The sequence below is a fragment of the uncultured Photobacterium sp. genome (genome assembly GCF_947039875.1).
In the GTDB taxonomy this organism is placed as follows: Bacteria; Pseudomonadota; Gammaproteobacteria; order Enterobacterales; family Vibrionaceae; genus Photobacterium.
The window spans coordinates 1-13,396 of the sequence record NZ_CAMRAN010000071.1 but is presented as its reverse complement, the minus strand read 5'-3'; the positions used below and the strand labels follow the sequence as shown (position 1 = coordinate 13,396).

Annotated in this window: 11 protein-coding genes; 5 read left to right on the top strand and 6 right to left on the bottom strand. The window is 43.9% G+C overall.

The features are described 5' to 3' along the window. Positions 1-264 precede the first annotated feature (264 nt). The 5 genes from ilvG to ilvA all read left to right on the top strand — a co-directional run bounded on the left by ilvG (position 265) and on the right by ilvA (position 6,589). Complete coding sequence (gene ilvG / locus Q0V26_RS17030) at positions 265-1,911, top strand: acetolactate synthase 2 catalytic subunit (protein WP_297486038.1); 1,647 nt, start codon at positions 265-267, stop codon at positions 1,909-1,911. 3 nt (positions 1,912-1,914) lie between these two features. Next, on the top strand, positions 1,915-2,163 hold the full coding sequence (ilvM, locus tag Q0V26_RS17025; protein WP_297486035.1) for an acetolactate synthase 2 small subunit: 249 nt from the start codon (positions 1,915-1,917) through the stop codon (positions 2,161-2,163). A gap of 21 nt (positions 2,164-2,184) precedes the next feature. After that, positions 2,185-3,117 (top strand): branched-chain-amino-acid transaminase, encoded by a 933-nt coding sequence (gene ilvE, locus Q0V26_RS17020; RefSeq protein ID WP_297486032.1) that lies wholly within the window; start codon positions 2,185-2,187, stop codon positions 3,115-3,117. Positions 3,118-3,189: 72 nt separating this feature from the next. Beyond that, the gene (ilvD, locus tag Q0V26_RS17015; protein WP_297486029.1) at positions 3,190-5,031 is read left to right on the top strand and encodes a dihydroxy-acid dehydratase; all 1,842 of its coding nucleotides are present in this window, start codon (positions 3,190-3,192) and stop codon (positions 5,029-5,031) included. A 4-nt stretch (positions 5,032-5,035) separates the two neighbouring features. After that, positions 5,036-6,589, top strand: coding sequence for a threonine ammonia-lyase, biosynthetic (gene ilvA / locus Q0V26_RS17010; protein WP_080159069.1), 1,554 nt, complete (start codon positions 5,036-5,038; stop codon positions 6,587-6,589). A gap of 47 nt (positions 6,590-6,636) precedes the next feature. Here ilvA and Q0V26_RS17005 read toward each other — a convergent pair whose 3' ends face one another. From Q0V26_RS17005 to atpD, 6 genes are all read right to left on the bottom strand, one after another. Continuing rightward, positions 6,637-7,008: a helix-turn-helix transcriptional regulator gene (locus tag Q0V26_RS17005; protein ID WP_080159068.1), complete on the bottom strand. Its 372-nt coding sequence runs from the start codon at positions 7,006-7,008 to the stop codon at positions 6,637-6,639. 306 nt (positions 7,009-7,314) lie between these two features. Then, the gene (gene glmS / locus Q0V26_RS17000; protein WP_297486024.1) at positions 7,315-9,150 is read right to left on the bottom strand and encodes a glutamine--fructose-6-phosphate transaminase (isomerizing); all 1,836 of its coding nucleotides are present in this window, start codon (positions 9,148-9,150) and stop codon (positions 7,315-7,317) included. Positions 9,151-9,186: 36 nt separating this feature from the next. After that, entirely contained in the window at positions 9,187-9,960 is a 774-nt protein-coding gene (locus tag Q0V26_RS16995; protein ID WP_297486021.1) for a DeoR family transcriptional regulator, read from the bottom strand. A 223-nt stretch (positions 9,961-10,183) separates the two neighbouring features. Then, on the bottom strand, positions 10,184-11,542 hold the full coding sequence (gene glmU, locus Q0V26_RS16990; RefSeq protein ID WP_297486018.1) for a bifunctional UDP-N-acetylglucosamine diphosphorylase/glucosamine-1-phosphate N-acetyltransferase GlmU: 1,359 nt from the start codon (positions 11,540-11,542) through the stop codon (positions 10,184-10,186). Positions 11,543-11,808: 266 nt separating this feature from the next. Beyond that, complete coding sequence (locus tag Q0V26_RS16985) at positions 11,809-12,231, bottom strand: F0F1 ATP synthase subunit epsilon (protein WP_297486015.1); 423 nt, start codon at positions 12,229-12,231, stop codon at positions 11,809-11,811. A 17-nt stretch (positions 12,232-12,248) separates the two neighbouring features. Continuing rightward, the coding region (gene atpD / locus Q0V26_RS16980; RefSeq protein WP_297486012.1) for a F0F1 ATP synthase subunit beta at positions 12,249-13,396 on the bottom strand (1,148 nt) is incomplete at its 5' end.

Below are 13,396 nucleotides of genomic sequence, written 5' to 3'. Positions count from 1 at the left end.
AGATCTGTGTTACCACTTAGGTATAGCAACAACTAAACAATAAAAATTGGACAATTATGCGCATAAAAGCAACATCCCTAATACTCATTATTAACGTCATCGTGGTGATTATTTCACTGCGCAGGGGATGTGTAGGCGTACGTTAATGCGACCAAAACACAGTAAAGCCCCCGCACTGAAAAGTTCGGGGGCTTTTTTAAATCAGCAAATCTAAATCCTCAATCAGGATTAATTTTATTTTAACCACACATGCAAGGAGCAGCGATGACAGGGGCAGAGTTAGTCGTAAAAGCGCTGCAACAGCAGGGAATAACAACCATCTTTGGCTATCCAGGTGGCGCGATCATGCCTATCTATGATGCGCTTTATGATGGGGGCGTTGAGCATATTTTATGTCGTCACGAGCAAGGGGCTGCAATGGCAGCCATTGGCATGGCACGATCAACCCAAAGTGTTGCAGTCTGCATGGCAACATCAGGGCCAGGTGCAACCAATTTAGTCACCGGATTAGCCGATGCTTTAATGGACTCAGTGCCATTGGTTGCTATTACCGGTCAAGTAGCAAGCTCACACATTGGCACTGATGCTTTTCAAGAAATGGATGTGATTGGCATGTCACTGTCATGCACCAAACACAGCTATTTGGTGACCGATATTAACGATCTTGCGCCAACATTAGCGGAGGCTTTTGTGGTTGCTCAAAGTGGCCGTCCAGGACCCGTGATTGTTGATATCGCCAAAGATGTGCAATTGGCAACAGCACCAGCAACGGTGCTTCCAACAGTAATTCCACCTCCGTTACCAATAGCGACAACTGCCGCTATCGAGATAGCGCAACAATTATTGGCACAATGTCAGCGACCCGTGCTGTATGTCGGTGGGGGTGTACAAATAGCCCAAGCAACTGCGACACTGCGCCAATTTTTAACCCTAAATCCTATGCCATCAGTCAGTACCCTTAAAGGCTTAGGCTCAGTCGCCCGTCATGATCCACATTACCTCGGCATGTTGGGAATGCATGGGACTAAAGCTGCAAATTTAATCGTACAAGAGTCTGATTTATTAATCGTTGTTGGCGCACGATTTGATGATCGTGTTACCGGAAAATTGGATACCTTTGCCCCTCTAGCTAAGGTAATTCACATTGATATTGATGCGGCTGAATTTAATAAATTACGCCATGCCAACTCATCTTTACGTGGTGATATTAATGTTATTTTACCGCAACTTGAACTTGGGCAAGACATCAGCCGCTGGTTAACCCATAGCGAGCATTTACGTCAAATTGGTAAATGGCGTTATGATCATCCAGGGGAGTTAATTTATGCGCCTTTACTGCTCAAGCAACTGTCAGACATGATGCCAGATAACAGCATTGTCTCGACCGATGTTGGCCAACATCAAATGTGGGCAGCACAGCACATTCAACCACGTGAACCTCAAAATTACATTACCTCGGCTGGACTTGGCACCATGGGTTTTGGCTTACCTGCCGCGATGGGAGCCAGTGTTGCACACCCTGATTCACAATCGATATTAATCTCAGGTGATGGTTCATTTATGATGAATGTGCAAGAACTGGGCACCCTTAAACGCCGCCAAATTCCAGTCAAAATGGTGCTGATTAATAACCAACGCTTAGGCATGGTGCGTCAATGGCAATCACTGTTTTTTGATGGTCGCCACAGTGAAACAATTTTGGATGATAATCCTGATTTTGTAATGCTTGCGCGTGCATTTGATATTCCCGGTAAAACCATTACTCGTAAAGAAGAAGTTGCTCCCGCATTAGCTGAAATGCTAGCAAGCAGTAGTGCCTATTTGTTACATGTGGTTATTGATGAAGAACAAAATGTATGGCCACTGGTGCCACCTGGTGCGGCAAATCAGGATATGCTGGAGAACACATAAATCATGGATAGATATTTAATTGCCATTAAAGCGAACGATAAACCGGTATTACTTGAACGTATTTTACGGGTCATTCGCCATCGTGGATTTGTGATCAAGAAAGTGGATGCGACCCAAAATCACCATAGCAATATCGCTGCGATAAAAATTATTGTGGATAGTGATCGTCCGATTAGCATTCTGATCAATCAAATAGAAAAACTCTGGGATGTAACCACCGTTACGACCTCACAAATTAAAAATTTGGATTAAATTTTAAGAAAGGAATTCACCATGGCAAATACAGCTGATTTTATTTGGTTTAACGGCAATATCGTACCTTGGGCAGAAGCAAATGTTCACGTCCTTACCCATGCAATGCACTACGGCACTTCTGTTTTTGAAGGTATTCGTTGTTACAACACACCGAAAGGACCGGCGATTTTTCGCCACCCAGAGCACATGCAACGATTACTTAATTCGGCCAAAATTTATCGTTTTCCGATCCCTTATAGCTGCGATCAATTAATGGAAATTTGCCGCGAAACCATTCGCGTCAATAACCTTGATTCAGCCTATATTCGCCCATTAGGCTATGTCGGTAATGTCGGTTTAGGTGTCTGCCCTCCGGTTGATACCATTATGGATCTGATTGTAGCGGCCTTTCCATGGGGCTCATATTTAGGTGAAGAAGCGTTAGAAAATGGGGTCGATGCGATGATTTCAAGCTGGAACCGCGCTGCACCTAATACCATTCCAACCGCAGCTAAAGCTGGTGGTAACTACTTATCATCATTGCTTGTTGGCAGTGAAGCCCGTCGCCACGGTTATGCAGAAGGGATTGCGCTAAGTGTTGACGGTTACCTTTCAGAAGGTGCAGGTGAAAATATTTTCGTGGTCCGTAACGGCGTCCTTTCAACCCCACCAACCACCAGTGCAATCTTGCCGGGTATTACTCGCGACACCATTATGGTGCTCGCCAAAGAACGTGGCTATGAAGTACGCGAAGAAAATATAGCTAGAGAAGCGCTCTACCTTGCCGATGAAGTATTCATGACGGGCACCGCCGCTGAGATTGTCCCCGTACGCAGTGTTGATCAGATCTCGGTTGGTGCAGGTAAACGCGGACCAATCACTCACCAACTACAAACCGATTACTTTGGCTTATTTAATGGCGAAACTGACGACAAATGGGGCTGGCTAGACTATATATACCCAGCAAAGTAATGGCCGCCGATTACGTTAATTAATGACTTCAGCCATCGTGATGATGGCTGAACTAAAAAGGATTTTATTGTTATGCCTAAGTACCGTTCAGCAACCACAACCCACGGCCGAAATATGGCAGGTGCACGCGCATTATGGCGCGCAACAGGCGTTAAAGATCAAGATTTTGGCAAACCGATTATTGCGGTAGTGAACTCGTTTACTCAATTTGTACCCGGTCATGTTCACTTAAAAGATTTGGGACAGTTAGTTGCCGAACAGATTGAACAAACAGGCGGGATCGCCAAAGAATTCAATACCATCGCCGTTGATGACGGTATCGCAATGGGTCATGGCGGCATGCTGTATTCATTGCCATCCCGCGAACTCATTGCCGACTCAGTTGAATACATGGTCAATGCCCATTGTGCTGATGCCATGGTGTGTATCTCTAACTGTGACAAAATTACCCCCGGAATGTTAATGGCCTCATTGCGGTTAAATATTCCGGTAATTTTTGTTTCTGGCGGTCCAATGGAAGCAGGCAAAACGAAGCTTTCAGAGCAAGTGATCAAACTCGATTTAGTGGATGCGATGATCCAAGGTGCGGATCCTTCCGTTTCTGACGAACAAAGCGAACAGATCGAACGATCCGCCTGCCCAACCTGTGGTTCCTGTTCGGGAATGTTTACCGCTAACTCAATGAACTGTTTAACCGAAGCGTTAGGTTTAAGCCAACCGGGTAATGGTTCAATGTTAGCGACACACGCCGATCGCGAGCAACTATTCATTAATGCCGGTAAACGTATTGTTGCACTGACTAAACGTTATTACGAACAAGATGATACCACCGCATTACCACGTAATATTGCCAACAAATTAGCGTTTGAAAATGCGATGGCACTTGATATTGCGATGGGTGGTTCAAGCAATACCGTATTGCACTTATTGGCCGCCGCTCAAGAAGGTGAAGTGGATTTCACCATGGCGGATATTGACCAAATGTCACGTCGCGTTCCTCAACTGTGTAAAGTGGCGCCGTCAACGCCGAAATACCATATGGAAGATGTTCACCGTGCGGGTGGCGTTTATGCCATTTTAGGAGAACTTGATCGCGCCGGATTATTCCATAACCAATGCCATAATATTTTGAGTGAAACCTTTGCCGAAAGTCTGCGCCATTACGATATTGTCCAAACTCAATCTCAAGCAGTAAAAGATTTCTTCCGTGCCGGTCCTGCTGGCATTCGTACCACTAAAGCGTTTTCACAAAACTGTCGCTGGGACACCCTTGATGATGATCGTCAACATGGCTGTATTCGTAGTCGAGAATTTGCGTTTAGTGATGAAGGTGGATTGGCGGTGTTATCTGGCAATATGGCGCTTGATGGCTGTATCGTTAAAACCGCAGGTGTTGATGAAAGTTGCCTAACCTTTACCGGACCGGCGGTGGTATTTGAGAGCCAAGATACTGCAGTTGAAGGCATTTTAGGTGGCAAAGTCAAAGCAGGGGATGTGGTTGTGATCCGCTATGAAGGCCCGAAAGGTGGCCCAGGAATGCAAGAAATGTTGTATCCAACCACCTACTTAAAATCAATGGGATTGGGTAAAGAATGCGCTCTGATCACCGATGGTCGATTCTCAGGCGGCACCTCGGGATTATCAATTGGTCATGTTTCACCCGAGGCTGCTAGTGGCGGTACTATTGGTTTAATTAATAGTGGCGATATGATCGCGATTGATATTCCTAATCGCAGTATCAACTTATTGGTTGATGATGCCACTCTCGCCACTCGCCGTACAGAAACTGAATTACGCGGCTGGAAACCTGTCGATCGCGAACGTCAGGTGTCATTAGCACTTAAAGCCTATGCGCTACTCGCAACCAGTGCTGACAAAGGCGCCGTACGTAATAAATCAAAGCTAGAAGGATAACCTGATGATCGATGTCAAACTTGCTAGCGACCAATATTTACTGAGCGGAGCTGATTATCTGCGTAATATCTTACGCGCGCCCGTATATGAAGTAGCACAAGTCACACCATTACAAAACATGACCCGTCTCAGTGAGCGTATCGGTAATCATGTTCAGCTCAAACGTGAAGATCGCCAACCGGTGCATTCTTTTAAACTGCGCGGCGCTTATAACATGATGACTCAACTGACGGAGCCTCAACGTCAAGCAGGCGTCATTGCAGCATCTGCAGGCAACCATGCACAGGGGTTGGCCCTATCAAGCCAAAAGTTAGGGGTCAGTGCCACCATTGTTATGCCGCGTACCACACCGGATATTAAAGTTGATGCCGTACGTGGTTTTGGCGGCAACGTGATCCTGCATGGTAATAATTTTGATGAAGCAAAAACTCATGCGGAAATGCTCGCTCAACAACATGGTTATACATTTATTCCACCGTTTGATCACCCCGCTATCATTGCTGGACAAGGCACGATAGGGATTGAACTGATCCAACAAAATGGTCACCTTGACTATGTGTTTGTGCCTGTTGGCGGTGGTGGTTTAGCCGCGGGAGTGTCGGTATTACTTAAACAATTATTACCAGAAATTAAAGTGATCGGTGTCGAAGCGGAAGACTCTGCCTGTTTAAAAGCCGCTTTAGATGCAGGACAACCCGTCACCCTTGATCAAGTGGGTATGTTTGCCGATGGCGTTGCAGTAAAACGTATTGGCGATGAAACTTTCCGTTTATGTGAACAATATCTTGATGATGTGATCACGGTTAGCAGTGATGAAATTTGTGCCGCAGTAAAAGATATTTTTGAAGACACACGTGCCATTGCTGAACCTTCGGGAGCATTGTCACTTGCCGGTTTAAAAAAATACGCCGAACAACAGCAACTGCAGCAACGTCATTTAGGGGCCATTTTATCTGGAGCTAACCTTAACTTTCATGGCTTACGCTATGTTTCAGAACGGTGTGAGTTAAGTGAAAAACGTGAAGGGTTATTGGCGGTTACTATTCCTGAACGTCCAGGGGCATTTCTTGAATTTTGCCACCTCATTGGCGGGCGAGCAGTCACCGAGTTTAACTACCGTTACAACGACAGCAAATTAGCCAATGTCTTTGTTGGAGTACGCTTACTTCAAGGACAACCTGAATTAGATCAAATTATTGCCGATCTACATCAGGGAGGATATCCCGTTATGGATTTATCCGATGATGAAATGGCCAAGGTTCATGTGCGGTATATGATCGGTGGCCGACCATCAAAACCATTGCAAGAACGCTTGTATAGTTTTGAGTTTCCTGAATATCCCGGCGCTTTAGCTAAATTCTTATCGACCTTAGGTGGGCAATGGAATATTAGCTTATTTAATTACCGTAACCATGGTGCAGATTATGGCCGAGTCTTATGTGGCTTTGAATTAGCCGATCATGACTTGCTATCATTTACCTGCCATTTACGTAAGCTGGGTTACCACTGGCATGATGAAACTGACAACCCCGCATATAAGTTTTTTCTCGCCCAATAGCGACACCATTAAGCAGCCTTAGTGCTGCTTTTTTCTCTGCAATATTATCATCGACGCGGGATCGTACGCGTATACTCCGTCATAAACTGCGCTAACTGAATACTCTGCTGCAGAATCATTTTCCTTGCTGAATGAGGTAGACAACCAAAACACTGCACCAATTGATCAATTTCTTCTTTGTATTCGTTCTCAATAATATCAAGCCCTAAATCACCATAAATAAACCACGTTAATGGTCTTTCTGTAAGCTCTGATATTTCCACCAATAAGCGAACTTTAGGCTCAGTTTTACCCGTTTCTAAATCTAAATAGGTTTGGCGAGCCACTTTTAACTGCTGCGCCATATAGACTTGGGTTAAACCTTTCCATTCTCGCGCTTCTTTGATACGTAGCGCCATTTCTTGTTTACGTTCAGCCATTATATTTACTCCACCCATTAATCATCAGCATTAGTACCAATGAAAGCCCTTGCAGATGACACGCCAAGTTTTTTGGGGTATGGATGAGCAAAAATCAGACAATTAGCCGTTAATGACACCGTTTTTTTGTATTTTGAATTGCCATTTGTAATTTGAGAGAACGTTATTTCTATTTCGCAAAAAAAGCGTTATCGATGCCAATATAATTAAGCTTTTAAGTACCGACCATCAAACATAAAAAAAGGCACTCTGATGGTGCCTTATTTAGCTTGTTAACCTAATGCCTTAAGGCTAATCATCGGCTTCTTATTCAACCGTTACCGCTTTAGCAAGGTTACGTGGCTGATCGACATCCGTCCCTTTAATTAAAGCAACATGGTAGGACAATAATTGCATCGGAATGGTATAGAAAATAGGGGCGATGATCTCATCCACTTTTGGCATAGTGATAATTTTCATGCCCTCACATTCCTCAAACCCAGCTTCATCATCTGCAAATACATACAACAACCCGCCACGGGCACGTACTTCTTCAATGTTTGACTTGAGCTTTTCAAGCAAATCATTGGTCGGAGCCACCACAATAACGGGCATTTCAGCATCCACTAACGCTAATGGACCATGCTTAAGTTCACCCGCCGCGTAAGCTTCAGCATGAATATAAGAAATTTCTTTCAGTTTCAACGACGCTTCAACGGCAATCGGATAAAACTCACCACGACCTAAAAATAATGCATGTTGTTTATCGGCAAAATCTTCAGCCAACACTTCGATGGGCTTATCAAACGCCAACGCTTTTTCAATTTGAGTCGGTAATTGATGTAATGCAGTCACGATTTGTTGCTCTTGAACCCGATCAATGTTGCCTTGTTGCTTACCGAGCGCCGTGACTAACATCAATAATGCTACTAGCTGAGTAGTAAATGCTTTCGTCGAGGCAACACCAATTTCAGCCCCCGCACGCGTCATAAAGGCTAAATCAGATTCACGAACTAACGATGATCCCGCCACATTACAAATAGTCATTGCCGCCATATAGCCTTTTTGCTTTGCTAAACGCAATGCTGCCAATGTATCAGCCGTTTCACCTGATTGAGACAGAGTGATCAGTAAACTATTGGGCTGAGTAACAAATTTTCGGTAACGAAACTCTGAAGCTATTTCAACATCACAGCTAACGCCCGCAATTGATTCAAACCAGTAGCGTGCAACCATGCCGGCATTATAAGAAGTACCACAAGCGATGATCTGAATGTGTTCTACTTTATCAAAGATCGCCGTCGCATCACTGCCAATACTTTCCACGATCACATGATCATTACTAATACGGCCTTCCATAGTGTTGATCAATGCACTTGGCTGCTCAAAGATCTCTTTTTGCATGTAATGACGATATTGGCCCTTATCCGCCGCATCATGCTCAATATTTGATTCACTCACCACGTGTTCAACCGCTTGGCCATTGCTATCAAATACTGAGATTTTACGTCGTGTTACTTCAGCAACATCACCTTCTTCTAAGAACATGAAGCGGCGAGTAACATTTAATAACGCCAATTGATCCGAGGCAATAAAGTTTTCACCAACACCAAGACCGATCACGAGCGGACTACCAGAACGAGCAACGACCACTCGTTCAGGATCACGACTGTCCATCACTACCGTACCGTATGCACCTTGAAGCTGTAATACCGTTTTTTGAACGGCTTCTAGCAAATTCGCCGCTGAACGCAATTCCCAATCGACTAAATGTGCGATCACTTCAGTATCAGTTTGTGAACTAAATACATAGCCACGCTCAAGCAATAATTCACGTAATGACTGATGGTTTTCAATAATACCGTTATGAACTAAGGCAATATGTTGACCAGAAATATGGGGATGGGCATTAGCTTCAGAAGGTTCACCATGGGTTGCCCAACGCGTATGCGCAATACCCGTGCCGCCACTTAAAGGCATATTATCAACAGCATCAGCCAATTCTTGTACTTTACCTAATCGGCGCACACGCTGAAGCTCATGGTTTGAATTCACAATCGCAACACCTGCGGAGTCATAACCGCGATATTCCAAACGACGTAAACCTTCAATTAAAATTTCAGCTACATCACGTTGTGCAACTGCACCCACTATCCCACACATAATAATTCCTTTACCACTGCTTTGGTTATTTTGATGTTATACGTTTACGGGCGCGCGAATAACGCGCACATCATGTTGTTCAATACTTTGTTTATCTGCGTCACTTAAACCATCATCGGTGATCAAGGTGCTAATTCCTTGCCACGCGAGTTCAAGATTGGGGATTTTACGGCCAATTTTATTTGATTCGACCATCACCACCACTTCGCGTGATACTTCAGCCATGACTCGACTTAAGCCCATTAATTCATTAAAGGTAGTGGTGCCACGAGCGACATCAATCCCATCAGCGCCAATAAATAACTGATCAAAATCATATGAGCGCAATACAGATTCTGCGACTTGACCTTGAAATGATTCAGAATGGGGATCCCATGTACCGCCAGTCATTAATAATGTTGGTTCGTTTTCAAGTGCATTAAGGGCATTGGCGACATGCAACGCATTGGTCATCACAATTAAGCCTTGTTTGCCACCAAGTAACGAAATCAACGCTGCCGTAGTACTGCCACTATCAATAATGATTCGATGGTGATCGCGAATTTGCTCAGCAGCGGCTTGAGCAATAGCTAACTTACACACTGAAACTTGTTCAGCTTGCTCGGTAGTAACCATTTCAGTAGGCATAGCAATAGCACCACCATAACGACGTAGTAGTGAGCCAGTAACCTCTAATGCCGCGAGATCTTTACGAATAGTAACTTCTGAAGTAGAAAAATGATGCGCTAAAACATCAACGCTAACTTCGCCTTGCTCACTGACCATTGCGGCAATAGCATGGCGGCGCTGCTGAGTATTACGTTTCGACATGAAGGTTAAACAACACAATAAGTTTCGATGTGAAACCAGTATAACGTCAATAAAAAGGATTCTGCAATACCCTTTAAATAATTTTCATCACAAAATAATGCACTAAAAGGATAATAATATACTCATCAAAAACACTAAATATGGCGAAAAAAAAGCAGAGCTTGAGCTCTGCTTGATTATTGTTAAGACTTTAAACTGACATTTTTTCAGTTATAAAATAAACCTATTTTTTAGTTGGGCGTTTCCAACCTTTGATTGTACGTGCAGGAGTACGAGTGATCACTAGCTCATCTTCACCGATATTACGGTTAATGGTTGAGCCAGCGCCAATGGTTGCGCCAGCAGCAACTTTAACCGGTGCGATCAACTGAGTATCTGAACCAACAAATACATCGTCGCCAATTTCTGTTTTAAATTTATTGGCGCCATCATAGTTACAAGTAATAGTACCTGCACCGATATTTACATTTGCGCCAATATCAGCATCACCTAAATAGCTAAGGTGGCCGGCTTTAGAACCAAGACCCAAACGTGCTTGCTTCATTTCAACGAAATTACCCACATGCGCACCTGTCAGTAATTCAGTGCCTGGACGTAGACGTGCAAATGGACCTACAGTACACATCTCACCAACAGTAGCACCTTCAATTACGCTATAAGGGCTAATGACACTGTTATCATCAATTTCACAGTTCTTAAGCACACAGCCAGCACCGATAATCACGTTATCACCAATGCTTACGCTGCCTTCAATAATAACGTTAACATCGATTTCAACATCAGTACCACATTGTAGTGAGCCACGTAAATCAAAGCGGGCTGGATCGCGAAGCATAACACCTTGTTCTAATAGACGTTCAGCTTGCATTCCTTGGAACGCACGCTCAAGACGTGCTAATTGAACACGGTTGTTCACCCCTTCAACTTCAATCGCTAACGCTGGGTGTACCGCTTCAACAGCACGGCCTTCGTTATGTGCAATTTCGATGATATCAGTTAAGTAATATTCACCTTGAGCGTTCTCGTTCTTAAGTGACGCTAACCAGCGCTTAAGATCACCACCATTGGCAACCAACACACCGGTGTTAACTTCTTTAATTAACTTTTGTTCTTCCGTTGCATCTTTTTCTTCAACGATTGCCACAACCGGACCATTACGGCGAATAATACGGCCATAACCGGAAGGATCATCTAACACAACAGTTAATAGCGCAATGCCACCACTTGGTTGAGCATCGAGGAGATTCTCTAACGTTTGTGCGCTAATTAATGGTACATCGCCGTACAAAATCAATGCTTTCTCATCATCAGCAAGATTCGGTACCGCTTGATTAACCGCGTGACCTGTACCTAGTTGCTCGGCTTGTAATACCCAATTAACATTTTCTTTGGCTAATACTTGCTGCATGGTATCGCCACCATGACCATAAACAAGGTTAATACTGTTTACGCCAATATCATTACAGGTATCGATAACATGCTTAACCATTGGCTTACCAGCAAGAGTATGAAGTACCTTGGGTAAGTTAGAGTACATACGGGTGCCTTTTCCCGCGGCAAGAATCACAGCACTAAAGCTCATGATGAGTATTCCTCTGAACGCATATAAAGTTTATATATCCCTATTGTACCTGTAGATGCACATAGGTTTAAGAATGATCTTTATATTTTAACTAAAAAATAACCAATAAAAAAATTCATTATAAATAACTTTTACTTATACATATTTAAAACAAGTTTGAAGACGCATAATCATATTGAGTTGTTATTAATCCGCTAAAAAATACAGAGATCAACGATAAAAAAAGCGACCCTAAGGTCGCTTTTTATGGTGCTGTTATTCAATGATTAACGTGAACGTTTGGTCAATTCAATAACGCGTAGCTGAGCAATTGCTTTTGCTAGATCACTAGCTGCTTGGGCAAAATCGATATCGCCATGCTGATTATGAATTCTCTCTTCAGCTTGGCGCTTTGCTTCTTCAGCTTTCGCAGTATCTAAATCAATACCACGAATAGCGGTGTCAGCAAGTACAGTTACGATACCAGGTTGTACTTCAAGCATGCCACCAGAAAGGTAAATAACCTCATCAGCGCCGCCTTGCTTAATAATACGTACCATGCCTGGGGTAATCGCACTCAACAATGGCGTGTGGCCGGCATGAATACCTAGCTCACCTTCGCTACCTGTTACTTGAATACTCTCAGCACGACCAGAAAACAAACGTTTCTCAGCGCTGACGACATCCAGGTGAAAGGTTATCGCTGCCATATCGCCTCCTAATTAGCTCACAGTTTTTTGGCGTTTTCTAATACGTCTTCAATCGCACCACAGTACATAAATGCCTGCTCGGGGATATCGTCATATTCACCAGCTAAAATACCTTTAAAGCTACGTAACGTATCTTTTAGTGATACGTAAATACCAGGAGAACCGGTAAATACTTCTGCTACGTGGTAAGGCTGCGTTAGGAAACGTTCAATCTTACGCGCACGCGATACAGCTTGCTTATCTTCTTCAGATAGCTCATCCATACCTAGGATTGCGATGATATCTTTCAGCTCTTTATAACGTTGTAGTAAACTTTGAACACCACGCGCAACGTCGTAATGGTCTTGACCTACTACCAATGGATCAAGCATACGAGATGTTGAATCCAATGGGTCGATCGCAGGGTATAAACCTAGCGATGCGATTTGACGAGATAGAACAACTGTCGCATCAAGGTGAGCAAACGTTGTTGCCGGTGATGGGTCAGTCAAGTCATCGGCAGGTACGTATACCGCTTGCACTGATGTGATAGAGCCTGACTTAGTTGATGTAATACGTTCTTGTAACACACCCATCTCTTCAGCAAGTGTTGGCTGATAACCTACCGCAGAAGGCATACGACCCAATAGTGCTGACACCTCGGTTCCCGCAAGGGTGTAACGGTAGATGTTATCGATAAATAACAGTACGTCACGACCTTCATCACGGAAACGCTCAGCCATGGTTAAACCAGTCAAAGCAACACGTAGACGGTTACCAGGAGGCTCATTCATCTGACCGTAAACCATTGCTACTTTAGATTCTTCAGGCTTCTCAAGGTTAACAACCCCAGCTTCCTGCATTTCAAAGTAGAAATCGTTACCTTCACGCGTACGCTCACCCACACCAGCAAACACTGATAAACCTGAGTGTTGTAGGGCGATGTTATTGATAAGCTCCATCATGTTAACGGTCTTACCAACACCGGCACCACCAAACAGACCGATTTTACCACCTTTAGCAAACGGACAGATAAGGTCGATAACCTTAACGCCTGTTTCTAGCAGCTCGGTTGCATTTGATTGTTCTTCATAGCTTGGCGCTGGACGGTGAATAGCGTAACGCTCTTGTTCACCGATTTCACCACACTCATCAATGGGTTGACCTAGAACGTTCATGATACGTC